21 protein-coding genes are annotated in these 25417 nt (G+C 67.4%); 9 read left to right on the top strand and 12 right to left on the bottom strand.

Annotated elements, in window-relative coordinates:
* Positions 1-345 precede the first annotated feature (345 nt).
* From QQS16_RS30250 to QQS16_RS30240, 3 genes are all read right to left on the bottom strand, one after another.
* Positions 346-1800 carry a hypothetical protein gene (locus QQS16_RS30250; protein ID WP_286065215.1) on the bottom strand — a complete coding sequence of 485 codons (1455 nt, stop codon included), beginning with the start codon at positions 1798-1800 and terminating at the stop codon, positions 346-348.
* Positions 1797-2399 carry a hypothetical protein gene (locus QQS16_RS30245; protein ID WP_286065214.1) on the bottom strand — a complete coding sequence of 201 codons (603 nt, stop codon included), beginning with the start codon at positions 2397-2399 and terminating at the stop codon, positions 1797-1799. Before QQS16_RS30245 ends, QQS16_RS30250 begins: the two co-directional genes overlap by 4 nt.
* A 220-nt stretch (positions 2400-2619) precedes the next feature.
* Entirely contained in the window at positions 2620-3105 is a 486-nt protein-coding gene (locus QQS16_RS30240; RefSeq protein WP_286065213.1) for a hypothetical protein, read from the bottom strand.
* Positions 3106-3151: 46 nt separating this feature from the next.
* Between QQS16_RS30240 and QQS16_RS30235 the strand changes: the two genes are divergently transcribed.
* Positions 3152-4276, top strand: coding sequence for a DUF4062 domain-containing protein (locus tag QQS16_RS30235; protein WP_286065212.1), 1125 nt, complete (start codon positions 3152-3154; stop codon positions 4274-4276).
* 430 nt (positions 4277-4706) lie between these two features.
* Here the strand turns inward: QQS16_RS30235 and QQS16_RS30230 are convergent, their stop codons facing one another.
* The gene (locus QQS16_RS30230) at positions 4707-4988 is read right to left on the bottom strand and encodes a hypothetical protein (protein WP_286065211.1); all 282 of its coding nucleotides are present in this window, start codon (positions 4986-4988) and stop codon (positions 4707-4709) included.
* A 344-nt stretch (positions 4989-5332) separates the two neighbouring features.
* Between QQS16_RS30230 and QQS16_RS30225 the strand changes: the two genes are divergently transcribed.
* The 5 genes from QQS16_RS30225 to QQS16_RS30205 all read left to right on the top strand — a co-directional run bounded on the left by QQS16_RS30225 (position 5333) and on the right by QQS16_RS30205 (position 10465).
* On the top strand, positions 5333-5824 hold the full coding sequence (locus QQS16_RS30225) for a Pycsar system effector family protein (protein WP_286065210.1): 492 nt from the start codon (positions 5333-5335) through the stop codon (positions 5822-5824).
* Positions 5825-5867: 43 nt separating this feature from the next.
* Positions 5868-6527: a Crp/Fnr family transcriptional regulator gene (locus tag QQS16_RS30220; protein WP_286065209.1), complete on the top strand. Its 660-nt coding sequence runs from the start codon at positions 5868-5870 to the stop codon at positions 6525-6527.
* 102 nt (positions 6528-6629) lie between these two features.
* Positions 6630-7445, top strand: coding sequence for a hypothetical protein (locus QQS16_RS30215; RefSeq protein ID WP_286065208.1), 816 nt, complete (start codon positions 6630-6632; stop codon positions 7443-7445).
* 54 nt (positions 7446-7499) lie between these two features.
* Positions 7500-9767: a hypothetical protein gene (locus QQS16_RS30210; protein WP_286065207.1), complete on the top strand. Its 2268-nt coding sequence runs from the start codon at positions 7500-7502 to the stop codon at positions 9765-9767.
* Between the two features lie 89 nt (positions 9768-9856).
* On the top strand, positions 9857-10465 hold the full coding sequence (locus QQS16_RS30205; RefSeq protein ID WP_286065206.1) for a hypothetical protein: 609 nt from the start codon (positions 9857-9859) through the stop codon (positions 10463-10465).
* A 307-nt stretch (positions 10466-10772) separates the two neighbouring features.
* On the opposite strand, the gene QQS16_RS30200 is transcribed toward QQS16_RS30205, so the two are convergent.
* Positions 10773-11759: a tyrosine-type recombinase/integrase gene (locus QQS16_RS30200; RefSeq protein ID WP_286065205.1), complete on the bottom strand. Its 987-nt coding sequence runs from the start codon at positions 11757-11759 to the stop codon at positions 10773-10775.
* A 589-nt stretch (positions 11760-12348) separates the two neighbouring features.
* Positions 12349-13302, bottom strand: coding sequence for an IS481 family transposase (locus tag QQS16_RS30195; RefSeq protein WP_286061462.1), 954 nt, complete (start codon positions 13300-13302; stop codon positions 12349-12351).
* A gap of 374 nt (positions 13303-13676) precedes the next feature.
* On the opposite strand from QQS16_RS30195, the gene QQS16_RS30190 reads away from it, so the two are divergent.
* Entirely contained in the window at positions 13677-15350 is a 1674-nt protein-coding gene (locus QQS16_RS30190; protein ID WP_286065204.1) for a serine/threonine protein kinase, read from the top strand.
* Between the two features lie 270 nt (positions 15351-15620).
* Here QQS16_RS30190 and QQS16_RS30185 read toward each other — a convergent pair whose 3' ends face one another.
* From QQS16_RS30185 to QQS16_RS30170, 4 genes are all read right to left on the bottom strand, one after another.
* The gene (locus QQS16_RS30185) at positions 15621-15746 is read right to left on the bottom strand and encodes a hypothetical protein (RefSeq protein ID WP_286065203.1); all 126 of its coding nucleotides are present in this window, start codon (positions 15744-15746) and stop codon (positions 15621-15623) included.
* A 1298-nt stretch (positions 15747-17044) separates the two neighbouring features.
* Positions 17045-18373, bottom strand: coding sequence for a class I SAM-dependent RNA methyltransferase (locus QQS16_RS30180; RefSeq protein ID WP_286065202.1), 1329 nt, complete (start codon positions 18371-18373; stop codon positions 17045-17047).
* Positions 18374-18850: 477 nt separating this feature from the next.
* Positions 18851-20203: a class I SAM-dependent RNA methyltransferase gene (locus QQS16_RS30175; protein WP_286065201.1), complete on the bottom strand. Its 1353-nt coding sequence runs from the start codon at positions 20201-20203 to the stop codon at positions 18851-18853.
* A gap of 125 nt (positions 20204-20328) precedes the next feature.
* Positions 20329-22377 carry an APC family permease gene (locus tag QQS16_RS30170; protein WP_286065200.1) on the bottom strand — a complete coding sequence of 683 codons (2049 nt, stop codon included), beginning with the start codon at positions 22375-22377 and terminating at the stop codon, positions 20329-20331.
* 395 nt (positions 22378-22772) lie between these two features.
* On the opposite strand from QQS16_RS30170, the gene QQS16_RS30165 reads away from it, so the two are divergent.
* Positions 22773-23444, top strand: a complete 672-nt coding sequence (locus QQS16_RS30165; protein WP_286065199.1) for a potassium channel family protein — start codon at positions 22773-22775, stop codon at positions 23442-23444.
* The gene (locus tag QQS16_RS30160; protein WP_286065198.1) at positions 23444-24121 is read left to right on the top strand and encodes a potassium channel family protein; all 678 of its coding nucleotides are present in this window, start codon (positions 23444-23446) and stop codon (positions 24119-24121) included. The genes QQS16_RS30165 and QQS16_RS30160 overlap by 1 nt, the downstream gene beginning before the upstream one ends.
* A 92-nt stretch (positions 24122-24213) precedes the next feature.
* On the opposite strand, the gene QQS16_RS30155 is transcribed toward QQS16_RS30160, so the two are convergent.
* Together QQS16_RS30155 and QQS16_RS30150 are read right to left on the bottom strand one after the other, a co-directional pair.
* A complete protein-coding gene (locus QQS16_RS30155; protein ID WP_286065197.1) occupies positions 24214-24969 on the bottom strand; it encodes a DUF3159 domain-containing protein in 756 nt (251 codons plus the stop codon).
* Between the two features lie 3 nt (positions 24970-24972).
* A complete protein-coding gene (locus tag QQS16_RS30150) occupies positions 24973-25371 on the bottom strand; it encodes an OB-fold nucleic acid binding domain-containing protein (protein ID WP_286065196.1) in 399 nt (132 codons plus the stop codon).
* Between the last annotated feature and the right edge of the window lie 46 nt (positions 25372-25417).

Genomic DNA, 25417 nt, shown 5'->3' with positions numbered 1-25417 from the left:
GGAAACATGCCGGCACGCCCCGCCCGCAACCTGGGGAATCAGAAAATCAGCAGGTCAGAGCCCCTTTGTAGCGGGCTCCAAAATCGCCACACACTCCACGTGCGACGTCATCGGAAACATGTCGCCCTGAACGCAAGCGTTAAAACATCAGGTCAGAGAGGCTTTCGGATCCCGAATGAGGGCCAGCGGGCGCCCGGAGCGTCAAATGAGCGTCACGGCCGTACGTCGGTTCGGCACGGACAACCTGGCGTGGCATGGCTACCCGCAGTACGGCAGTACCTCCCGTGGTACGGAGCCTCACGCGGTGGAGTCGTGTCGGTGTGCCCACTGTGGACCCGCCGCGCGTCAGTCGGCGGGGGGCTCTGTCCCCTGCATGTCGTGATCGATTCCAGCATGCAGGGTGCGGCCGCCCGACGGGATCACCTCGACGAGGCGTTCCTCCTCCGCTTGGGAAAGGTCCGTGAAGAGTCGAATGGACGTGTTCACGAGCTCCAGTAGGGGGACACTGCCGCGGGGTGGTTTTACCGAGGCGGTCCGGGTGGAGAAGTTGTACCTCACCGGTACGCCACTTGGCGGCAGGGCTGCTTCGAGTGTCCTGACCAGGGTTCCAGGTCCGAGAGATTCACTGAGGTGGCGGAGACGGTCCCCATGCAAGGCGCCCACCTCTCCTTCGTACGCCACCTTTCCGCCACCGTTGACCAGTGTGATGGCCTTGAGGGTCAGCCCTAGGAGCCGCAGACGATTGCCGACCTCGTCGAGGGCCGGCAGCTCGTACGCCGCTCGTGCCGCCGACGATGTCAGGTGGTCGACCTTCTGTGCGAGCGTGAGAACGAAGCCGGGCGCGTCGAAGCTCAGGACTCCCTCGCCCGTAGTCCAGTGCAGGGGGGCTGCGCCACGGCGAGCGGCGACGGAGGAGGGGGCTACGCCGCATACCCGGGCGTTCCATGTGCTCATCGCGGCGCGCATGAGGTGCTGGAGATTGTCGGTGGCGGTGATCCTGCCGTGCCGCAGCAGATCGGCCAGAGTGATCTCACGGGCGATACGGCTCCAGAAGTTGCCATCAGGGATCTCCTGGCCTTCGAGGAGGTAATCGAGCGACGACTCGTCCAGTTGCTGCGGATATTTGGGAGCGCGTTCGAGCGCGGCAACCGGTGCACCACTAGCGCGCCATAAGGTACCCAAGAAGGCCGTCAGGCGGCGCGCGATCGGTGGGGACAGCGTGTCCGAGGCAAAGGCAAGCGCGTCCTCAGTCCCCTCACGCTCACCGCGGCGGGCTGCCTGCGCACCGGTCGTCATGGCACGGGCCAGCCGGGATACGGAGCGCTCGTCAAGGAGGCCCTGGCCGCCTTCAATGACGGTGTTCGCGATCAGACGCCTCAACGCGGCGTCGGCCGACTCGCCAGCGGTCAGCTCCGCGAAAGCCGCCAAGTCCAAGACCAGGGTGTGGTGGTCGATCGCGAGCGAATCCAGGGTGCGGGCGTCGAAGGACGGGCGGAGAGCGCCGAGCGCCAGAACAATGGGCCGGTCCTGGCGAGCAAGGCGCCTGATGTCGAACCCGAGCTCGTGCGCGTCCGTCGTGCTGCGCAGGTAGACGTATCGGTCACTGAGGTCGTCGTCGTGCGGCCATCGCATGACCAGGTCCGGCATGTGGGTGTGGTTATAGTATCCGGTGCGCCTGGTCCGGATCTGCGGATTGATCTGCCGAAGGTGCTGTTCGAGGAGTCGTTTGATTTCGGCGAACGAGCGGTACGGGTCGTCCGCCTCGAGTGCCTCGGCGATCGACGATACGACGGCGTTCACCACTCCCCCTTTAGGGTCAGCTCGTGCGCCAGGATGGCCCGCCACTCGGTGAGGGGCAGCAAACCCTCCTGCTTCTCTGACAAGACGATGCGCCACACGCGCTCGGACACGTTCTGGACCGCGTTCGCGTCGATCCTCTTCCTGGCCTCGTCCTCGGAGACGTCACCGAAGATGCGTTGCCGGTGTTGGACGACAGCGGACTCGATCCTTTGCGGCTCGTGTAGTTGCGACCAACTGTTCACATTGAAGGGGGCCCAGGTGATCCACATGTAGTGATCACCGAAGAGGTACTTCTCCTGGTGCGCGACGTAGCACTTGGCGAGGAACTCGACGAAGTGAGTGCCCTGGTCCGCCGGCCCCTGATAGTGCTTGACCTCCGCGCAGAACTGGTCGCCATGGTACGAGGCGCCCCGCATCGACCCGCCCAGGTCGAAGGAGAAGGTCTGTCCGCCCTCCGGCCAGGCGAGTGTCAGTTTCCTCGCCCAGGCGTCCGAGTCCGTGTTCGCGAAGGCCCCACAGATCCGCATCGTGCCCTCGAGGTAGAGCTTGGCTCTCTTCGCTCCCGAGATTCCCTTTAAGTGGGCGTCCTCTCCTACCACGGTGAGAGTCTAAGCGCCGCGGAGGGGCGGCGGCTGATGGCCGTACTAGCGAACGGTCCCTGATTCCGAGCAGGGGGGTGCTGTGGAGACAACCTGGCGGTGCCGCGAAGGAGCGGAGCGGACCACAGGATCCAGGCAGGTAGCGCGACAGCCTCTACTCAGGCGGCAATTGACCACACTAGAGCGCCGCACGCGTGTTGTGCTCTTTCTCCCTGAGTCGTCAGGCGACAATCACACAGACGAGAAGGAGGGAGAGCCCGTACAGGGCTATAGCGAGGTGCAGCCCTACCCACAGGCGGTGAAGCCGAATGCGGTGCAGCCGGGGAAACTCGCCGTAGTGCGCCACGCGTGCCCGGGCGAGCCCTTCATCGGACCCCAGCACGCCCCGGTCCGCCAGGTCTCGGGTCAACGCCCGTGCCTGGGTGAGGTGGTAGCAGGCCCGCTCGTAGTACTTGGCCACCGCCACAGCCCCGTAGACTCCAGTCGTCGCGACGAAGAGGCACAAGGGCATGACATTCAGCGTGAACTTCTGCTGGACGATCAGACCGCTTAGGGCTGCCGTGACGATGAGCAGGAGGTTCGTCAATGTGGAGCGCTGGGTCTCACACTGCCGCAGTTGCTCGCGGTGCTCCTTCCAGTAGGCACGTATCGCCTCTTCCGACACCTCGGGCATCAAAACCCCCAGTTGAATGCCTGCACCAGCCACCTGGTTCGCCTCACAGCAGAACCCTCAGCAGTGGAGACACCGTAGCGTGAGGATCTTCATCAGCAGTGCCCGCAGAGGTCTGGAAGAGGAGCGTGACGCCCTTGACGGGCTGGTCCGCGCTCTCGGGCACACCCCGGTCCGGTTCGAGGACTTCTCCGCTCAGACCACGCCGAGCCGGGAAGCCTGCCTGAAAGCCCTGTCGACCGCCGACGCGTGCCTCTTCCTCCTCGGCCCGAACTACGGCCATGTGTTCCCCGAGACGGGGCAGTCAGCAACCCATGACGAGTGGGTAGCAGCCCAGCAAGCAGGTACGCCCCGCCTCGTCTATCGCAAGCTGGGTGTGACCTTCGAGCCCAGTCAGCACGAGTTCGCACGCGTAGTGGAGGCTTACGCCACCGGTGTATTCCGCGACAGCTTCCGCACGGCCGCGGACCTGCTCCCTAAGGTCGCCGGGAAGATCCGGGAGCTGGAGTCGGGCCCGTCCCCCCTGGCCTTCGCCAAGCTGGCCCAGCCACCCGCCCTGCACTGGACCCTCGAGGAGGGTGCAGGCGGCCTCCAGACCGCCGGCGTGGCCACCCTTTTGGAGTTGCACGTCCTACCGCTGGACTCTGCTGGCTACTCGGCCAGGGAACTAGAGGCGCTCGGCCACTCGCTGCCGGGTCGTGTGCGCATGACCGGTATGGTCGAGGACGATGTCCCCCTAAGCTTTTCCCGGTCGCAGGGCCATGTGGCCGTCTCCGTCCCGGCCAGCCGCCCCCGTTCGTGGGACACGCCCCGTCCGGGCCAGCTCGTAGAGGTCCGCCTGTACAAGACGGGCCAGCTCTCCACCCGGGCCATGCTTCCCCAGGACAGTATGGGGCCGATCCTCGATCCCAACGCCCTGCCCAAGCAGATCGCCGAACTGCTCAAGTTCACCGGCGCGTTGAATATCATCAGGCAAGACCGCATCGTGGTGGCTGCTGGCGTGTCGGAGCCCGCCATGACCAGCATCGATACCTTCGACCCACGTCAGTCACGACGCACAGCCAGTCTCGCCGGCTTCGGCAGGTCATTCGCCCTACGTACCGAACCCGACGAGTCCGTCACCCTGGCGGCCCTGCAGGCCGGAGCCGATGAAGTCGCCGACCACCTCGCGCGGGCACTGATCGCGCACCACCCCTCCGCTGCCTGACGTCGCCTCGACAGCAATCGGGCACGGCCGCCGCATGCTCTCGTTGGACGCTTGACAAGGGTCCGAACCGGCTTGGCGATCGACGCCCCTCCTGCCAGCGACTGATGCGGACGGTCGACCTACTGAGCACACCACTCTGACCGGACCGTCCCGGACGAGTTCCACCGCGTGAATCATGTACCGGACGGAAGAGTGCAGGTCGAACGCCAGTGTCACCTTGTGTCTCGGGGGTCGCACGGGCCGATCGCGACCCAGCCAGATCGCGAGCCGTCGCCGGGCTGCACACACGGCTCTTGGCGGATGTGATTGCCTCGAGCGCCACGTCTCGGAACGCCACGGCCAGCTGGCCTATATCGCCTCCTCGAGTCGGTACACGCGGCTGTGCGGGCCCTCATGCCCGTGACCGTCACACTGCTGCTCGGACGGCAAGTCAGTTGTTGGAGCGGCTGCGGGATGATGCGACGGAGACGGGGCCGGTTCCGGCCTCCAGTCCGCAGACGGTGACGAGAAAGAAGCCGTCGTTCTCCGCTGCTCGTTGGAACTCCGCAGGCGTCAGCAGCACCCTGTCCGGTTCGGCGTCCTTGTATGCCTTGAGTTCGTAGAACCGCGTCAATGCGTCCAGCGCGTCGGCGCCGATGCCGCGTTGGGCCCGTAGGTCACGCAGCCAGACGTCGTCGGTGGCGAGTGCCTTGCGCACCACACCCAGAGCCACCCTTTCCTGCTCCGTACCCGTGTGGGGGCGCGGTGGCCTGTGCTGTTAGCGTCACAGGTCGCGCAGCTAGGACTTCCCAAGGCGGGCCACTGCTCAGCTCGCGGGCCCGCGAGAACGCGATCCTCCGCGGCTTCCTCGGTTGTGACACCGACCTACCGGATGACATCCAACTCCGCCGTGCGCCCCACGTCCACGCTGACTCGTCGACTCCCGCATTTCCACGGTCGAGGTGTGAGGAACCCAGCGCGCCTCGTGCCCTGCGCTAGGCAACACACCTTGGCGACCGCGAGCAAGCTGATCACTGCCATGACGAACACGCAACAGCTGCGGAGGGTGTGGGCGGTATGTACGAGCCATGGGGGCTTCCGTCGGAGGTACAGCGGCTGCAAGGACATGCCGAGCGTGCCTTTGTCGAGGTGCAGCGGGCGGATACGAAAGCCACGGCATTGTGTGGAATAGCCGGCGGTTTGTTGGCCGCGGGGGTCGCCGTGCTGTCGAGCGCAGACGGCATGCCCCTGCTCGCGGTGATCTCCCAAGTACTGATGTGTCTGTTACTGATTGCCGCGATAGTGGCTGCGTTGCTCACCCTGCGCCCCGTAGTGCCACGGCCGGGATTACGCGCCGAGCTGATGAGCGAGGCGGTCGTACACGACCGGGCCGGTGTCAGTGCTGCCGCGCGCGGGGAGCTTGAACGGCATGCCGAGGCCCACCGGCTACAGGTGCTTGCCTGGCTCGCGGACAGGAAGCTGCGGTCGGTCCGTTTGGCCGTCGACTTTGCCCTAGCAGCGCTCCCGATGGCTGGAATATGTCTATTGAGCAACATTCTGGTTAGTTGAGACGATCACCTAAGTGTGTCGGGGCCGCACAGCAGGGGGACGTGTGTATCAGCCGCATGCCATGGTGATCGGCGACGAGTTGTGGGCACGCCTGAAGGCACTCGCACCGCAGTGCGTCAGGCCCGCTCGGAGCGTGCTGCTCCGCCAGGGAGATCCAGCAACGCACGTGATCGTGCTGGAGTCCGGGTCAACTTTGATCACCCTGGCCGGGGACTGCGGGCAAAGGACGCTTCTTGCTGTGCGCGGCGCCGGCGAATTGCTCGGGGAGCTGGCCGTACTGGACTCACAGCCGCGTACCGCCACGGTCATCGCCGCCGAGACCTGCCGCATCCGCATCATCCCGGCTGCCGCCTTCCTCACGTTCGTCGAGGAGCATGATCTGCTCGCCCCGCTGCTGCGCCATGCCATCGCCCGGGTCAGAGAGTCGGAAGCTGTCCGCCTCGAACTGGCCACCGCGTCAGTGCCACTGCGCCTGGCCTCGGCCCTGTCCCGACTGGTCGAAGCCGCATCCACCTCGGCCTCGGATCTTGCCGTGCGTCTGACACAGACGGAGCTGTCCCAGATGATCGGCGCCTCCCGCAACGCGGTGGTCAACGCGCTCAAGCCGTGGCGCGAGCAGGACTGGGTCCGCACCGCCTCCGGTGGCGGGCTCCTCGTTCGCGACATCCATTCGATTCAGTCGCACGCGCGTACGCAGGAGTGACAGGCCGCACTTGAGGCGTGCCCACTGCTGGGCAGCGATGGCCGTCCCACCGGAACAGCATGGGCACTTCCCTGACCGCCTGTACTGAAAGGACGGTGCCCGATGGATGCGCCGCTGCACGCAGAGCCCCTGGACGTTCCCGCCGAACTCGCGCTCGTGGCACTCGACATGGAGAAGTACAGCCAGATCCCCGAGGCGAAGATGGCCGCCGCCCGGTGCGACGTGGACGACATCGTCGCAACCGTGCTCGCCGAATGTGAGCTGCCCGATCCGCAGGCGCTGCCCGGTGGTTACAAGGACAGTGGCGACGGGGCCATCCTGCTCTTCCCGCCCTCGGTGCTGGCCCGGCTCGTGGACCCGCTGCTGGGCCGACTCAATGCGGCGCTGGTGCGCTACGAGCGACAGAGGCTGGCCAGCAGTCCGCTCCTGCGACTGCGCGCCAGCCTGCATGTCGGCACCCTGTCCCTCCCCGACCACCGCGGCAAGGCCATCAACGAGACCGCCCGACTGCTCAACAGCCAGGCAGCCCGCCAGGCACTGTCCGCCGCGAAGGACTGCGGTGCATTCCTCGCGGCCGCGGTCTCCGAGGTCGTCTACCAGCGGACCGTACAGGCGGGACGCACGCCGGATCTCGGCCCGCATCACTTCCTCGATGCGGTAGCCCGCGTCAGCGACAAACCCCGCTTCGAGCAGTCCTGCCGAATCCACGTTCCGGGCTTGACCGGACCGGCCATACGCCCCTATCTCGCCGACGCCGCACCGCCGACTCCTTCTCCCTCCTCTGCGCCGCAGTCGAGGGATGCGCAGGCAACACCGGTTGTCGGCAGCGGCGGCACCTTCCAGTTCCACCAGCAGGTCAACGACGCGACTATCGCCGGTCACATCGGAACCGTCCGGATCGACCGTCGCCAGCGATGAGGCACCCAACCGCCTCCCCTGCCCATCTCCCCACACCCACCCTGGAGCTCCCGCATGTCTGACGACCCGTTCGACCCCACCCGCTCCGAGACCAATCCGCCGACCAGCGAACCCGGTGACGGTCAGTCCAACGGCTCCGGCAGCTGGCTGCCGCGTCGCTGGCGTCCGGGCGCCGTCACCCCCGATCACCCGGACCCGAGTCTCGACGACCCATCTCCGTCCCCCGCTCCCCCGTCTACGAATGGTGTTCAGCCCACGCCGCACCTGCACGAAACCGGGGGTGCAGCAACACACCTCCACGGGGACGTTGACGTCGTCGCCAACGTCATCGAAGAACTGATCCTGGAGACCCGAAAGCGGGATCTGCTGGAGGGCGTCGAATTCAGTCACGAAAGGCTGCTCGCCCAGCCGTTCGTTCGGGGCCCGCACTGGGACACGGTCTGGGAGCAGATCGTCGACCCCGTCACCGGCCGTCCTCGCCAGCCCGTGATCGTCATTGTGGCGCCCCGTTCATGCGGCTCCACGACTTTCGCTCTGCGGCTACTGGCCGAGCGCACTGCTGCCGACACCACCATCGTCCAGCTGGACGCCGACTGGGACACCCCCCGTCAAGGGCGCCTGCCGCTGGAGAAGAGGCATGCGTACCAACTCGATCTCAAGCACCCGGAGAACGACCAGGTATCCACCGACTTCCTGAATGCCCTGTCGAAACACGCCTCCCACCTCCGCGACTGCCGTTCCTATCTCGCACTGACCGTCGCGCAGGATCTGTGGAAGGACCACCGCCTCAGCGATCGTGACGGCATCCAAGTCGTTCATCTGCACGAGGCGCCCAATGCCCAGCACGTGGTTGAGGCGCATCTGACCGCCAACGGCTACGACCAACTGGTCACATCACTGCGCTCCTTCCCCAAGGCCACCACGTCCTTACGCGGACTGACGGCAGTGGCCGCCGTGCGGGCCGCGCACACCGTCGTGATGGCCTGGAAGGAACACAGCCACACCGACTCCCAGCCGTCGCTCGTACAGGCCGAAGGCGAGGGTGAAACCGAGAGCACTCTCGAGGAACGCATCATCGCGGCGCTGACCGACTGGCGCGGTGAACTCGACAGCCGGTTCGGTGAGATGAACAGCCGGCACACCCACGACAACCCCTCACTCACCGTCGAGGACCGTTGCCTGCTGCTGGCCCTGGCCGTGCAGCAGTCCGCACCCATGCCCACCGTGGCGCGCAGTGCAGCCGCTCTGTTGGACGCCATCGGAGACACCCCCGCCGCTCCCGGCGCAGTACCAGGGATCTCACCCACCCTCAGTGCTCTGGCCGGACGGGGAATGCGCCGACGCATCCAGGATGTCGGGGGCCAAGTCGACCTACAGGACACTGTGGTTTTCGACCGGCCCGCCTACGGGCGCGCGGTGCTGGAGTACGTCTGGGACAACTACGACGTCATGCGCAAGCCCTTGCTGACCTGGCTCGTCGCGACAGCTCAAAGCGCCGATCCGGAAGATCACGCAGTGGCTGCGCTGGCCGAGCTCACTGTGCGGCACGGAACGGTGGACTACCTCAGCACGCTCGGCGAACTCGTCGGCGGCAGCCACCCGAAGGTGCTTGGTGCGGTCATGGAAAGCGCCGTGCACAACGAACACGTCGGGCGCCTGGCCTGGGAAGCGCTCTACGGGTGGGCGGAGAAGGAGAGTTACGCGCCCGCCGTGATTGCACTGTGCCAACGCATCCTGGAGGACTCCTCCGTCGCTACCTCTCTGGCCAAGCGGGCAATGGTGCGCCTGCGCCGCGTCGCGCACAAGAACAGCGACCCCACCGTAGTCAGCCAAGTCCAGGCTGCCTTCGACGCTCTGGTCCAACACCCCACCGTCGCCCAGCGACTGCTGGTCGGTGAAGTCCAGAGCTGGCAGCAAGGCAAGGTCTCCTCCGCACGCAGCGGCGCACTGGCCTTCCTTGCATTGATGACCGTCCGCCACGACAGCACGCCGTGGCTCGTGGACTCCCCTCCCGCGGACATCGACGTACAGCGCGCCGTCCACGACCTGCTCTCCTCTTCGAAAACCGCTGCCGAGGTCACCTCGCGCCTGACGGACTGGATCCGTACTTGTGCCGACAAACCCAGCACCTACACACAGCTGCGCGACCAGCTCCTGCCGGCGCTGCGCGGCCACAACATGTTCGAAGCCGGCATGAAGCTCATGAACGGGTTGCGTGGCATCTCCACCACTGAGGGCGTGAGCGTGGCCGACGACTTCTACAACCATCTGGTCGATGGCCGTCTTCACAGGGTCTTCCCGCTCGAAGAGAGCATCGCATGAGGTGGCCATGGCACCGCGCCGTCCGTACGAGTACGTCCATCCAGCCGCGTCTGCTGCCCAGCGCCACCGACGGCATCGCCTTCGAGGCCGTGTACACGATCACCTGGCGACCACTGTGGCGTGTGCCTCTCAACGTGGAAAACGCAGTACGCACCGCGGTGCATGCCACGGCTGCCGAGACGGCGGCGCGTCTGGGAGCCTCGGACGTGCCTACCGTGCAGGACGCCGTAAATGCCGCCCTCGGTCGACTGCCTCGTCGTGCTCCTGACTACTGCCTGCTGAACGTCCACGCGGCTCTCGGTCTGCCCAGCGCAGCACAGGAGCTACTGGCACAGCAGGCCGCGGACAAGCAACGAATCAGCCGCCTGCGCTTCCTGAAGGACCACCTCTACGATCACCCGGACCTTGTCGTCCTGGACCAACTCGAACACCATGCCCCCGGCGCCCTGGTCGACGAACACGTTGCCGAACTCCAGCGCCTTGCTCGCCTGATCTGCTCCTGCGACCGCTGGTGGTTCCCGCTCCTGCAGCAATGGGAGCAGGTCGGCCGAGGGTTCACGGATATCGAGAAGCGACAGCAGGCGATGGTCGTTCTGTCCGACTCCCTGAAGGCTCTCAACGGCGGCAGTCTCCCCAGCGGCATCGCAGCAGTGGACATTTCCGGGTCTGACGGAGCACCCCGAAGGGCGCACCCATGAAGCTCGCCCTGTGGCGCATGCTGTTGGCCCCTCTGACCAGCCTCCGAGCCCTGTTCATTCAGCGGCGCAGCGCAACAGCCCTGTCTTACGACGTCGCCTGGCGCCAGACCCGCTTGGACCGGTGCCCCGACGACATGGTCTATCGACTCCACGGCCACCAAGCCACCGCACCCGACCAGGCATCCAGTGCTCAGTCGCCCTTGGCCTCGCCCAGAAAGGACGAGCCGACCGACCGGCGCCCCTGACCGAGCCTTCCGCAGACACACAGACGCCTTCGCCCTGTCCATGAGGACAGGGCGAAGGACGTCTATGCGGCAATGGTCAGCGGGGCGTCAAGACGCTCCCAGGCTCCGAGCACGGCCTTGTGCGCGTCCGGCTGTAGGTGGGCATACCGCTGGGTGGTCTGGAAGCTCTCGTGACCGAGGAGGTGCTGGACCTCGTAGAGCGAGACTCCCTTCTGGACCAGCCATGAGGCGCAGGTGTGGCGCATGGAGTGCGGCGGGTAGTGCGGGACAGGCTTTTGCTCGCCGTCGCCGTCGAAGTAGCAGGCGGCATCAACGGCCGGCCACCACGTCTGGGTGCGCCAGTTGCTGTCGCTGAGGAGGCGACCGGCACGGCCCTTGGTGATGGTGGTGAACACCACGTCGTCCCGTTCGAGCCGGTGAATGTGGCGTTCGAGGGCCTCCAGGACGTGAGGCGGAAGCGGGACTTCACGGCGGCTCTTGGAGCTCTTCGGGTACTCCTTGATGCCGCTCTTGGTGTTGACCTCCACCACGAACAAGCGCGATCGACGCTGGTCGATGCGGTGGCGGTGAAGACCGGAGAGTTCGCCCCAGCGCAGCCCTGTGTAGAAGCCGAGCAGGCACATCGTCCGCCAAGGCGTGGGCAGTTCGTCCAGGATGCTCTGTGCCTGGTCGAGCATGAACCACTGTGGCGGTTTGACCGCGATGGCGGGCAGGTCGATGTTGCGGCAGGGGCTCACCGCGATCACGTCGTCGTCGACGGCCGCGCGCATCATGGAGGACGTCAGGTTGTAGGCCCGCTTGATCGCGGATGCTCCCGCGCCCTTCTCCACGAGGGCGCGGATCCAGCTCTGGATGTCCATGCGGGTGATGGCCCGCATCTCCCAGTCGGCCAAATACGGCAGTACGTGGTTCCTGATGCTGGAGGCGTCGCCCCGCAGGGTGTGGGGCTCGACGATGCGGGCGTTCCACCATCGGTTGTGCCAGTCGTTGAAGGAGATCTCGCCCGCACGTGCGTCTCGCAGGGCGCCACGGGCGAACTGAGTCTCCATATCGGCGCCCCAAGCGTGGGCCTGCGTCTTGAGGGGGAACGCGGCACGGGCCGGCCTACGGTCCGCCGAAGCGACGGAAGGTGAACGCCGCCGCGGTCGCGGCGTAGCGCGGTTCTTCAGCGGGCCCCTGCCGACACGGCGAATTGCAGCCGGTGTGACCAGCGCGGTTTTCGGTGATCCACGCCACTCAAACTTCGGTGGTGGAGGCCAGACCTCCGCCATCCAGGCCCAGTCTCCACCTGGTCCGCAGCTGAACCACCAGCTCTGCCGCACGACCGCACTTGCCCGCGACTCCCCTGCCCCGTCTGAAAGCAATGGATACGTGAAAGTCCTTGGCATCGCTATTGCCGCCGGCGCCCTCCAGTACGGCGCCCTCCGATCCGATCCCGCCATATCCCCGATCTCTGGCGCCCCTGAGCGTCTGGGCAAGGCGGACGGGCTGACGGGGACCGATCTCATCGCGGACACCTACCGTCGCATCAAGCAAGACATCCATGGCCTGTCGCCCGACCTCGTGATCGTGGTGGCCACCCGCAAGAACGCGCAGTGGGCCTACCGGCAGGCCGCCGACCGCGCGTCCCTGGAAGCACTAGTTGTACTGACCCGTGAGGTTGGGGACGCGGCTGGCGGGTGGTTGGCCTTTCAGCGCGGTGTGTCCGCGGTGGTGATTGTAGGTGTGCAGCCAGCCGGGGTATGCGTCGCGTCGTTCAGTCTCTGTGCGGTAGGGGCGGGCGTAGGCCCACTCGTCCAGCAGGGTGCGGTTGAAGCGCTCGACCTTGCCGTTCGTCTGCGGCCGGTAGGGGCGGGTTCGCTTGTGGGTGATCCCGGCTGTGGCAAGGGCTTCGCGCCAGTCGCGTGAGCGGTAGCAGGAGCCGTTGTCGGTCAGCACCCGCTGGACGGTGATCCCGGCCTGGGCGAAGAACGTCTGGGCCCGGCCCCAGAAGGCGGTTGCGGTTTCCTTCTTCTCGTCTGCGTGGATCTCGCTGTAGGCGAGGCGGGAGTGATCGTCGACGGCGTTGTGCAGGTAGCTGTAACCGACGCCGGAGCGGGTCTTGCGGCCGGCCTGGCGGCCCAGGGTCTTGTGGCCGCCGCCGTCGGGGATGTTGCCGAGCTTCTTGATGTCCACGTGCACCAACTCGCCCGGCGCTGACCGTTCGTAGCGGCGGATCACCCGCCCGGTAGCGCGGTCGAGATGAGCGAGACGGGCCAGCTTGTAGCGGGCCAGGACCCGGTGCACCGTGGACGGGTTCAACCGCAGCAGATAGGCGATGCGGGCCGGTCCCCAGCGGCGCAGAACGCGGACCTTGATGATCCGCCGCTCGATGCGGGTCGGCATCCGGCGCGGGCTGGTGCGCGGGCGGCTGGAGCGGTCGCTCATGCCTGCCTCACCGGATCGACGGTAGCGGTCGGCCCACCGCTGGGCGGTGGTCGGCGAGACCTGGAAGCGTTCGGCGGCCCTGCGCAGGGTCCAGCCGTCCTCGACCACGCAGCGAGCCAGACGCAGACGGCCGGTCTCGGTCAGGGGTGCATTACGGTGGGGCACGAGGACCTTTCTGTCGGTGTAGACGTCGCAATCCACACCGAACCGGAAGGCCCTCACTCATTTCAAGATCCCTCAGCCGAGATCTGGCTCCCTCGTCCACAACCTCCCGGGACAGAACAACTAGTCCAGCTTGCCTGTCACGAGGAAGGCATCCGCTGTGAGGAGTGGAAGACCGAGAAGATCGGCAAACTCATCGGCGTGCCGGCCACCGCGGTTGACAGTATCGACCTGGCGCAGTTGGGTCTCTCAGCCCGTCCCAGGTACTGGGCCGGGCGCGGTGATGCCTTTGCGGCGGCCCTCGCCGGGCTGAACGAGTCAAACGCACAGGCCGACCGGTAGCCCCGGCGTCACCCCGATCAACGGAGAGTAGAGCGGTGACCGAGCAGAAGCGACGCCTGATCCTGGACTACGAGTCCTTGCACAGCATGCCGCTGGGCGTCCACGAAGTACACGTGTGGTGGGACCCTCACCTGGGGAACTGGCTTGTCGGCAAGTGCGTCGATCTTGCCGAGTTTCACGACGACGCGGATCTGATCGAGCCTCAGCTCATGGAGAGGATCAAGCATCGCAATATCGTCCCTATGCGGGCCGTGGCCGGGGTTCCCGGCTATCCGCAGCCCATGCGCGTGATCGAGATCCTCATGCCGTACTACGAGGCGGGAAGCATCACCGACGCCCTGGAGGATGGCCGGACATTCACGCCAACGAAGTCCCTCCAAATCATCCAGTCGGCGCTTCAGGGACTGCGGGAGATGCACGAGCACCACGGAATCCTGCACCGTGACATCAAGAGCCCCAACCTGTTCCTCACCGATGATGCCGACCTCGTCAAGATCGGCGACCTGGGCGTGGCTGGCCGGATGGATGCTTCTGGATCCACGCCAGCCATTCAAGTGGCGCACCTCTACTCGCCCCCAGAGATCATGATCGGACCGCGCGTCACCGCAGCGTCGGACCTCTACTCCCTTGGCGTGGTCCTTGTGGAACTACTGGCGGGGAAGTTCGACTACGCGTCCTACAGCCGCACCGACGTCGTCGACGCGCTCCAACAGGGCCTTCCGCCACTGCGTACCGAGGACCGCAAACTGCCCGCTTGGGTCTGCCGACGCCTTCGTCAGCTGGTAGCCAAGGTCACACACACCGACCCGGCCCGGCGCTTCACGACCGCTCGCGACATGAGTACGGACCTGGCCGCAGTCAAGATCGCTGATTGGCAGCAAACCGAGCCCGGCACTTGGCAGGCCCCCCATCTGTGGAAGGACGAGAGCTGGAGGGTCACGGCGGCTTCCGCCGACGGCGGGGTCCAGCTAACCCTCCTGCGGCGCAAGCAGGCCTCCTGGCGGCGTGTCGGTGCGTCGCAGGTGGCCGGCACGCTGCAGGACGGAAAGGCGTTGGCCTATTTCGAGGAAGCCAACAAGCGAGCTGTGAGCCGATCGACTGCCTGCGTCAGTACTTCGTCGGCCTCGGCCGAGCATTTAATCGGTGCCACAGACCTGGACTCCTCGACAGCTTCCGGAGTCACGGTAAACCGCGCTAGGTGGCCGATACCTGCCGGTTCGAGAGCGCCGCTGCGTGCGAGTTGCCAGACCTCGCCTCGGACACGGCGGGCGTCGATGCCTTGCTCGGCGATCATCGGTGCCAGAAGCTGGCGCCACTCTTCGCGACCGGCTCCAACGGAGCAGGCCCAAAGCTGCTCAACCAGTACCTCCGCAGCCCAAGCGTGCCGCGGAAGCGAACGGTCAGGCAGGCGGGCGATGCACAGAGTCAACAATGCGCCCTGCGGACTCATCGCCTCCATGCCACCTCCCGGATCAGGCACTCGCTCACAGGCTCACTATGTCGCCAGCGTGCCTGACCGCGAGGTGCCGTGCAAGGGTGCATGGATCGCTAATCGCACCCGTATTCGATTGACGATGACTTCGACTGGATGGTTGCCGTACAGCGACAAAGACCGAGACCGCTTCTACACCGCTGCCAGAGCCAGTCAGGCGGTGGGCAGCGGCGATGTAGCTCAAACGCGATGGCTCATCGACCGGCCGAACTCGTGATTCCGAAGCGGTGGTATAGCCGCGCTCCGCACTGAACGCGGAGGTGGCCAACTGAAGTGCTTACTGGCCAACTCGGCCGCTCAGCCACAGCGGGCAGCACCTGTCGGTGAGGCAAAGGTCGAAGCGCCCGCCGGGCCGAGTCGATCCGGCTGCGGTGGGTGTTGGAACGGCCGCCGCGACCCGGCGCGCACTTCTCCCTCCGCGATACGGCGCAGTCCGGACAGGTGCGATGCCACTCGGCCTGGCGCAGGGCGGGGTCCACAGATCTGGTCATGGTGCGTGATCTCCCAGGAGGGAAGGCGTGCCGACCAGCGCCTGCTGTCTCCTCAAACCGACCACCGGCTGATCCACGTCGAAATCCAGAGCCATGGCGTCCCGCTTCTCGTCGTCGTTCACCTGCGTTCCAAGGATGCCGGGCCGCGCTGACAATGCCGTAGCGCCGGATCCCGAGCCCACTGTGTGAGCGGGACCGGGTTGGGCGTCGATGTGCATCCGCAATGGCACCCTGAAGTCAGCACGCTGGGCAAGGTGCCCCAGGCCACAAATGAGCACAACGGAGGCCGCACTCTTGCACTCCACGGCGCCGTGCCCACCGCGTGCCCAACGGAGCGGGCAATCACGGTCAGCAGCGGTGCGATCCAGCCCCCTCAGGCGGCATGCAAGAGCACATACGCCCAGAAGGCATCCGCCTTCTCAAGCGCCGTCGCTTCCCAAGCTGAGAGCGCGAGTTCGATTCTCGTCACCCGTCACAGTGTGGAACCCGACGTCAGCAGCCTGGAGTTCGTTGCTCATCTAAACCTTTCGGACCTCTGTGCCCTTCGCGTGCCCTAATTCGCGCCAGGCCGCCGCGGCGTACGGCGGCCCGCCAGCAAAACTCCGGAAGGCCGCAGCGCCGCCCCGCGCCCTGCCGTGGCGTGGCCTCACGATCACTGCGGGACGGGGGCCATGGAACCGGGAAGCGCTGCCGCCGCTGGGAAGGACTTCCCGTACACGCTGGCACCACGTGCTACATCGAAGTCCACGAGGACGGCCGAGTCACCCAGGGCGCGGGACCCGACGCCCATCAACGCGCAGTCGCTGGAGCATCCCGCCTCTCCGCGGTCTGGCCCGGACAGTGGCGAAGCGACCTCTTCGCCATCGATGACCTGGACGAGTTCGCGCGGGCACACGGCATCGTCCACGACGAGGAGCGAACCGGCCTTGCCGACCACGTCCACGACATCCGCTGGAGCCTGGCGGACGGTGAGCAGAATCCCCGCAGCCAGTACGTGAGCATTGACCTACGCCTCGCCTGCGGATGTTCCGTCAAGGACCGTCGCACCTTCGCCGCGCAGATGAGAGAGCAACACGGTTGGGACCTGGCGGTCACTGGCGGCTGAGGTTACCACACGGACGCGAACGGCACCACGTACACGTTCCGTGCCCGCCGCAAGAGCCTCAGTTCCTGAGCGAGCACTTTCGAAACACCGAGAAGTGAGCTTGGGCCGGGGGCACACCTGAGAGCCGCGGGCTCTGACAGAAGGAGCCCTCCGCCCTTCGGCCTCCTGATGGAACGACGCGCTACTCATCATCTGACACCCCATCAGAACGAGCGTCAAATGAGCGTCAAGATGCCTCGGAGAGCGTCACTTCAGCGTCAAGATATCGCCCGTAACGCCCACACCGCACATAATGCGCACCGGTGAAACCGCAGGTCAGGAGCCCTTCGCAACCGGTTCAAGGATGGCAACGCACTCCACATGGTGCGTCATCGGAAACAGATCGAACACCCGCAACGTCCGCACCCGATACCCCCCGTCCCGGAAGTACCCCAGGTCCCGCGCCAGCGCGGCCGGATCGCACGCCACGTACGCGATCTTGCGGGCGCCCAGGGACGCCAGGTGGCCGACCGTCCTGCGTCCCGCGCCCGCCCGCGGCGGGTCCAGGACGATGAGGTCGACCTCGGTGATCCCGGTGCGCGGGAGGACCGACTCGACCTTGCCCTGCTCGATCCGTACCCGGTCGAAGCCGGCCAGGTTGTGGCGGGCGTCCTCCACCGCGCGCTTGCCGGACTCGATGCCGAGGACCGCGCCCTGGTCGCCGAGCCGGTCGGCGAGGGCGCCCGCGAAGAGGCCGACGCCGCAGTACAGGTCGAGGGCCATGTCGCCCTTGCGGGGCAGCAGGCCCTGCATGACGGCCGTCACGAGGGTGTCCGCGGCCTTCGGGTGGACCTGCCAGAAGCCGCCGCTGCCGACGCGGTGGGTGCGGCCGTCGGCGCGCTCTCGCACGAACGCGCGGCCGTGGACGCGGTGGATGCCGCCGTCGTGTTCCTCGACGCGCATCACGGAGACGGGCCTGTCGAGTTCGACGAGGGGCAGGCGGGCACCGGGACGCGGCTCCAGGATCACCATGCGGTCCTGCGAACCCGTCGCCGCGATCGCCTCGACGGACTCCATGCCCGCCCAGTCCCGCTTCTCGATGCCCAGCTCGCTGACGCCCTCCGCCGCGATCATGCAGTGGTCGATCGGTTCCACCTCGTGCGAACGGTGGCGGCGCAGTCCGGCGTTGCCGTCGGGGTCCACCGCGTACTGCACGCGGGTCCGCCACTGCGGCACCTGCCCCGCCGGGACCTTGTCGCCCTCGGCCGGCAGCACCGTGCCGTCCCAGCCCGCCTCCTCCGGCGTGAGGCCGGCGAGCCGCTGCAACTGCTCGGCGACGACCTCGCCCTTGAGCCGGCGCTGGGCGCCCGGCTTGGCGTGCGGGACGGGGGCCATGGAACCGGGAAGCGCTGCCGCCGCTGGGAAGGACTTCCCGTACACGCTGGCACCACGTGCTACATCGAAGTCCACGAGGACGGCCGAGTCACCCAGGGCGCGGGACCCGACGCCCATCAACGCGCAGTCGCTGGAGCATCCCGCCTCTCCGCGGTCTGGCCCGGACAGTGGCGAAGCGACCTCTTCGCCATCGATGACCTGGACGAGTTCGCGCGGGCACACGGCATCGTCCACGACGAGGAGCGAACCGGCCTTGCCGACCACGTCCACGACATCCGCTGGAGCCTGGCGGACGGTGAGCAGAATCCCCGCAGCCAGTACGTGAGCATTGACCTACGCCTCGCCTGCGGATGTTCCGTCAAGGACCGTCGCACCTTCGCCGCGCAGATGAGAGAGCAACACGGTTGGGACCTGGCGGTCACTGGCGGCTGAGGTTACCACACGGACGCGAACGGCACCACGTACACGTTCCGTGCCCGCCGCAAGAGCCTCAGTTCCTGAGCGAGCACTTTCGAAACACCGAGAAGTGAGCTTGGGCCGGGGGCACACCTGAGAGCCGCGGGCTCTGACAGAAGGAGCCCTCCGCCCTTCGGCCTCCTGATGGAACGACGCGCTACTCATCATCTGACACCCCATCAGAACGAGCGTCAAATGAGCGTCAAGATGCCTCGGAGAGCGTCACTTCAGCGTCAAGATATCGCCCGTAACGCCCACACCGCACATAATGCGCACCGGTGAAACCGCAGGTCAGGAGCCCTTCGCAACCGGTTCAAGGATGGCAACGCACTCCACATGGTGCGTCATCGGAAACAGATCGAACACCCGCAACGTCCGCACCCGATACCCCCCGTCCCGGAAGTACCCCAGGTCCCGCGCCAGCGCGGCCGGATCGCACGCCACGTACGCGATCTTGCGGGCGCCCAGGGACGCCAGGTGGCCGACCGTCCTGCGTCCCGCGCCCGCCCGCGGCGGGTCCAGGACGATGAGGTCGACCTCGGTGATCCCGGTGCGCGGGAGGACCGACTCGACCTTGCCCTGCTCGATCCGTACCCGGTCGAAGCCGGCCAGGTTGTGGCGGGCGTCCTCCACCGCGCGCTTGCCGGACTCGATGCCGAGGACCGCGCCCTGGTCGCCGAGCCGGTCGGCGAGGGCGCCCGCGAAGAGGCCGACGCCGCAGTACAGGTCGAGGGCCATGTCGCCCTTGCGGGGCAGCAGGCCCTGCATGACGGCCGTCACGAGGGTGTCCGCGGCCTTCGGGTGGACCTGCCAGAAGCCGCCGCTGCCGACGCGGTGGGTGCGGCCGTCGGCGCGCTCTCGCACGAACGCGCGGCCGTGGACGCGGTGGATGCCGCCGTCGTGTTCCTCGACGCGCATCACGGAGACGGGCCTGTCGAGTTCGACGAGGGGCAGGCGGGCACCGGGACGCGGCTCCAGGATCACCATGCGGTCCTGCGAACCCGTCGCCGCGATCGCCTCGACGGACTCCATGCCCGCCCAGTCCCGCTTCTCGATGCCCAGCTCGCTGACGCCCTCCGCCGCGATCATGCAGTGGTCGATCGGTTCCACCTCGTGCGAACGGTGGCGGCGCAGTCCGGCGTTGCCGTCGGGGTCCACCGCGTACTGCACGCGGGTCCGCCACTGCGGCACCTGCCCCGCCGGGACCTTGTCGCCCTCGGCCGGCAGCACCGTGCCGTCCCAGCCCGCCTCCTCCGGCGTGAGGCCGGCGAGCCGCTGCAACTGCTCGGCGACGACCTCGCCCTTGAGCCGGCGCTGGGCGCCCGGCTTGGCGTGCTGCCAGTCGCAGCCGCCGCAGCGCCCGGGGCCGGCGTACGGGCAGGGCGCCTCGATCCGGTCCTTGGAGGGGGTCAGCACCGACACCGCGTCCGCCCGCAGGAACCGGGCACCCTCCTCGCCCTCGGTCACCCGCGCCACGACCCGCTCACCGGGCAGCGCGTGCCGGACGAACAGCACCTGGCCCTCGTCCGTACGGGCGACGCAGTGACCGCCGTGGGCGACGGGACCGACCTCGACCTCGTACTCCTCCCCGACCAGCGACACCGCCGACGCGTCCGCCTGCGGTTTGTTCGGTTCTGCCTGCATGGCGGGGTGACTCCAGATACGTCAAGGGGGGAACTGCCGGACAACAGCCCACCAGTCTACGTGCTCCCCGCACAGGCGGGTCCTCCCCGCCGGTCAGCTCCCGTGCCGGTCAGCTCCCGCAGAGCTCAGCTCTTCGTCCCCGGCTCCTTGCTCCGGTCCTGCGCCGGCCCCCGCCGCACCGCACCGGGCGCGTTCCAGTCCTGCCGCCTGCCGGCCCGCTTCTTCGCCGCCTCGGAGGACTGCAACTGATAGGGCACCGAGGTCACCATGACACCCGGCGTGAACAGCAGCCGGCCCTTCAGCCGCAGCGCGCTCTGGTTGTGCAGCAGCTGCTCGTACCAGTGACCGACCACGTACTCGGGGATGATCACCGAGACGGCGTCGCGCGGCGACTCCTTGCGCAGGCTCTTCACGTACTCGATGACCGGCCGCGTGATCTCGCGGTACGGCGAGTCGAGGACCTTCAGCGGTACGTCGATCCCGCGCCGCTCCCACTCCGCGCGCAGCGCCTTGGTCTCGGCCGGGTCGACGTTGACGCTGAGCGCCTCCAGGGTGTCCGAGCGCATCAGCTTGGCGTAGGCCAGCGCCCGCAGGGTGGGCCGGTGCAGCTTCGAGATCAGCACGACCGAGTGCACCCGGGAGGGCCGGACCATGTCGTCGCTCGGGCCGTCGGGGGCGGCGATCTCCTCGGACACCCGGTCGTAGTGCCGGCGGATGGCCGACATCGTCACGTAGAAGATCACCATGCCGAGCAGGGCCACCCACGCGCCGTGCGTGAACTTGGTGACGAGGACGACGACCAGCACCAGGCCGGTGAAGAAGGCTCCGAACGCGTTGATCGCGCGGGAGCGGACCATGTGGCGGCGCTTGGCCGGGTCCTTCTCGGTGGCCAGATGCCGGTTCCAGTGGCGGACCATGCCGGTCTGGCTCAGCGTGAACGACACGAACACGCCGACGATGTACAGCTGGATCAGCCGCGTCGAGTCGGCGCCGTAGACCCACACCAGCAGTGCGGCCGCGCCGGCCAGCAGCACGATGCCGTTGGAGAAGGCGAGGCGGTCGCCGCGGGTGTGCAGCTGGCGGGGCAGGTAGCGGTCCTGCGCGAGGATCGAGCCGAGCAGCGGGAAGCCGTTGTACGCGGTGTTCGCGGCCAGGAACAGCACCAGCGCGGTGGCCGCGGCCAGCACGATGAACAGGAAGCTGTCCTTGCCGAAGACGGCCTCGGCGACCTGTGAGATGACCGGGTTCTGCACGTAGTCCGCACCGACCGCGACGCCGTTGTCGAGCAGGTCGACGGCCGGGTTCTCGGCCATGCGGACCTTGGTGAACGAGGCCAGCGCGATGATGCCGCAGAACATGGTGACGGCGAGCAGGCCCATCAACGCGAGGGTGCTCGCCGCGTTCTTGGACTTGGGCTTGCGAAACGCCGGGACGCCGTTGGAGATGGCCTCGACGCCGGTCAGCGCGGCACAGCCGGAGGAGAAGGCGCGCAGCAGGAGGAAGACGAGGGCGAAGCCCGCCAGGCCCTCGTGTTCGGGCTTGATCTCGTACCCGGCGGTCGGCGCCCGCAGGGTGTCGTCGAGGACCAGCCCGCGGAACGCTCCCCACGCGATCATGAGGAAGACGCCCGTGACGAAGACGTACGTCGGAATCGCGAACAGCGAGCCCGACTCCCTGACCCCGCGCAGGTTCATCAGGGTGAGCAGCACGATCACGCCGACCGCGCAGAACACCTTGTGCTCGACCACGAACGGCACCGCGGAGCCGAGGTTCTCGATGCCGGACGAGATCGACACGGCGACGGTGAGGACGTAGTCGACCAGCAGGGCGCTGGCGACCGTGAGGCCCGCCTTGGGGCCGAGGTTGGTGTTGGCCACCTCGTAGTCGCCGCCACCGCTCGGGTAGGCGTGCACGTTCTGCCGGTAGGAGGCGACCACGGTGAACATGAGCACCACGACCGCGAGCGCGATCCAGGGGCTGAAGTGGTACGCCGACACGCCCGCGATGGACAGGACCAGCAGCACCTCGCCCGGCGCGTACGCCACGGAGGACAGCGGGTCGGAGGCGAAGACGGGGAGGGCGATGCGCTTCGGCAGGAGCGTTTCCCCGAGCCGATCACTGCGCAGTGCGCGCCCGATCAGGATCCGTTTGGGCACGTCGGTCAGTTTGGACACAACAGAGGATCGTAGGGCGTCGAACAGGAGGCCGCTCACCCGCCACCCTCCATCTGCCTGACGAGTGAATTAGCCGCGGGCCCGCGCTGCGGGTTCCGAGGCCGCGGCGGTCGCCATGTCTATATGACAAACCCCGTCCGTCCACGCCCCCGGAGGTTCCATGCACACGACCGCAGAGCTGATCGGCGCCGCGGCCAGCCTCGTCGGCCTCGGCCTCCTGACTCTCGCCAGCGTCCGCAGCATCAGCCGCCGGTGAACGGCCCCCGGATCGGGGAGACGGCGTGGCGGCAACCGTGCACAGGGGTGCCGTCGTCCTACCGCGCGTGTGTAGCTTGGGCGTCGGTCTGAGACCCTGATCTGGCTGAGCAGTAACTATTGACACCGGAAGGACGGTCGTGCACATCGTCATCATGGGCTGCGGGAGAGTGGGTTCCGCTCTCGCCCAGACCCTGGAGCAACAGGGGCACACGGTCGCCGTGGTCGACCAGGACCCCACCGCCTTCCGACGACTGGGCTCCGGGTTCGGGGGCCGTCGCGTCACCGGCGTCGGCTTCGACCAGGACACCCTGCGCGAGGCGGGCATCGAGGAGGCCGGCGCGTTCGCCGCCGTCTCCAGCGGTGACAACTCGAACATCATCGCCGCGCGCGTGGCCCGCGAGATGTTCGGCATCGAGAACGTCGCGGCCCGGATCTACGACCCCCGGCGGGCCGAGGTCTACCAGCGCCTGGGCATCCCGACCGTGGCGACCGTCCGGTGGACGGCCGACCAGATGCTGCGCCGGCTGCTGCCCTCGGGGGCGGAGCCGCTGTGGCGCGATCCCACCGGTGGGGTGCAGCTGGCCGAGGTGCACACGTCGACGTCCTGGGTGGGCCAGCGGATCAGCCGCCTTCAGGAGGAGACCGGGGTGCGCGTGGCGTTCCTGACCCGGCTGGGTGAGGCGATCCTGCCCACCTCGCAGACGGTGTTGCAGGAAGGCGATCTGGTGCACGTGATGATGCGCGCCGACGAGGTCGACAAGGTCGAGGCGGCGTTCGCCAAGGGTCCCGAAGAGGAGGGCGGTCACTGATGAGGGTCGCCATTGCCGGTGCCGGTGCGGTGGGCCGCTCGATCGCGGGCGAACTGCTGGAGAACGGCCACGAGGTCCTGCTCATCGACAAGGCGCCGACCGCCATCTCGGTCGAGCGGGTGCCGCAGGCGGAGTGGCTGCTCGCCGACGCCTGCGAGATCACGTCCCTGGACGAGGCGGCGCTCCAGCGCTGCAACGTCGCGATCGCCGCGACCGGCGACGACAAGGTCAACCTGGTCGTCTCCCTGCTGGCGAAGACGGAGTACGGCGTCCCGCGGGTCGTCGCCCGGGTGAACAACCCGAAGAACGAGTGGCTGTTCAACGAGTCCTGGGGCGTGGACGTGGCCGTCTCGACGCCGCGCCTGATGTCCGCCCTGGTCGAGGAGGCGGTCAGCGTCGGCGACCTGGTGCGCCTGCTCCGTTTCAGCCACGGTGACGCGAACCTGGTCGAACTGACCCTGCCCGAGGAGTCGGCCCTGGCCGGCACGCAGGTGGGCGACGTGGAGTGGCCGGAGGACACGTCGCTGGTGACGATCATCCGTGGCACCCGCGTCCTGACGCCGACCCGGGACGACTCGCTGGAGGCGGGCGACGAGCTGCTCTTCGTGGCCGCTCAGGCCCGGGAGGAGCAACTGGAGGACCTGCTGTCGGTGCGGCGGGAGGAAGCGCCGGGCTGAGTGCCGGGCTGTGACGAGGAAGGGCGCCCCGACAACTCGGGGCGCCCTTCCCGCTTGCCTTCGGGACCGCCGGGATCCGGCGGCGCCGGGACCTACGCCTCCCGGCGGTGCCGTCCGCCCGTCGCGTCCTCGCGCTCCGCGGCGGCCGCCGCCTTCCGCTCCTCCTCGGCCTTCTCCTCCGCCTCCATCTCCGCGAACACGTCGATGGGAGCGGGCGCCTTCGCCAGGAACACCCACGTCAGCCACACGGCCAGCAGGAACGGCGGGATCTTCAGCGCGACCAGGACCCAGCCCAGCTGGGTGGTGTCGGCCCACCAGTACAGCGGGAAGAGGATGGCGCACTTGGCGAGCAGGATCGCTCCCCAGGCGTAACTGGCCTTCGCGTAGGCCTTCTTGCGACCCGGGTTGCGGGTGCGCCAGGAGAGGTTCTCCTTGAAGACGGGGCCGAGGATGAGCCCGATCAGCGGGACACCGCACAGCGTGGTGATGATGTAGGCCAGCCCCAGGCCCAGCGTGTAGAGCATGCCGGGCAGGTAGAAGTCCTTGGCGTTGCCGGTCATCATCGCGAAGACGACACCGAAGGCCACGCCGAAGACGCCGCTAAAGGCGTGCTTGACGGTGTCCCGGGTCACCAGGCGGACCACGACGAGCAGCAGTGACACGCCGAGCGCGGCGATCGCCGACAGGTGCAGGTCCTTGTTGATCGTGTAGATGGTGACGAACAGCAGGCCGGGCAGCACCGTCTCGACCATGCCCCGTACGCCGCCGAACGCCTCGAACAGCGCGGCCTCCGTCACCGCCCGGGCATCCTGCTGCGCGTCCTGGGTCGGCTTGTCGAGCGACGTCACCGGCTACTCCCTACCGAGGGGTCTCAGTTCGTATTTCGGGTTGAACAGCACCCGGCGGCCCCGGCTCATCGAGATCCGGCCCGATGCGATCAGTTTGCGCCCCGGCTCTATCCCCACGATGGAGCGTCTGCCGAGCCACACCACGTCCAGGGCGGCGGAGCCGTCGAACAGCTCGGCCTCCAGGGCCGGGACGCCCGCGCGCGGACGCAGGGTGACCGTGCGCAAGGTACCAGCAACCGTGACGACCTGGCGGTCGTGGCAGTCGCCTATTCGTGTGCAGCCGGCGGTCGCGGAATCCTCCCGCAGCTCCTCGGACTCGAGGTCCTCCTGCGACGAGGAAAGCCGGCCGAGCATGCGCCGGAACCGGCCCGCCGGCTTCTCGGAACGAGGAACAGCACTCATGTCTGAAGCGTACCGGGGCCCACCGACAGCTACGTACCCTCCGCTG

Origin of the sequence: Streptomyces sp. ALI-76-A, from assembly GCF_030287445.1 — a bacterium.
GTDB lineage: Bacteria > Actinomycetota > Actinomycetes > Streptomycetales > Streptomycetaceae > Streptomyces.
This window is presented reverse-complemented; position numbering and strand designations above follow the sequence as displayed.

Coding starts and splice junctions, on each gene's coding strand:
- QQS16_RS30225 (WP_286065210.1), top strand. CDS start 5,333: ATGTACGAGCCATGGGGGCTTCCGTCGGAGGTACAGCGGCTGCAAGGA.
- QQS16_RS30215 (WP_286065208.1), top strand. CDS start 6,630: ATGGATGCGCCGCTGCACGCAGAGCCCCTGGACGTTCCCGCCGAACTC.
- QQS16_RS30210 (WP_286065207.1), top strand. CDS start 7,500: ATGTCTGACGACCCGTTCGACCCCACCCGCTCCGAGACCAATCCGCCG.
- QQS16_RS30200 (WP_286065205.1), bottom strand. CDS start 11,759: ATGGAGACTCAGTTCGCCCGTGGCGCCCTGCGAGACGCACGTGCGGGC.
- QQS16_RS30175 (WP_286065201.1), bottom strand. CDS start 20,203: ATGCAGGCAGAACCGAACAAACCGCAGGCGGACGCGTCGGCGGTGTCG.
- QQS16_RS30160 (WP_286065198.1), top strand. CDS start 23,444: ATGAGGGTCGCCATTGCCGGTGCCGGTGCGGTGGGCCGCTCGATCGCG.
- QQS16_RS30150 (WP_286065196.1), bottom strand. CDS start 25,371: ATGAGTGCTGTTCCTCGTTCCGAGAAGCCGGCGGGCCGGTTCCGGCGC.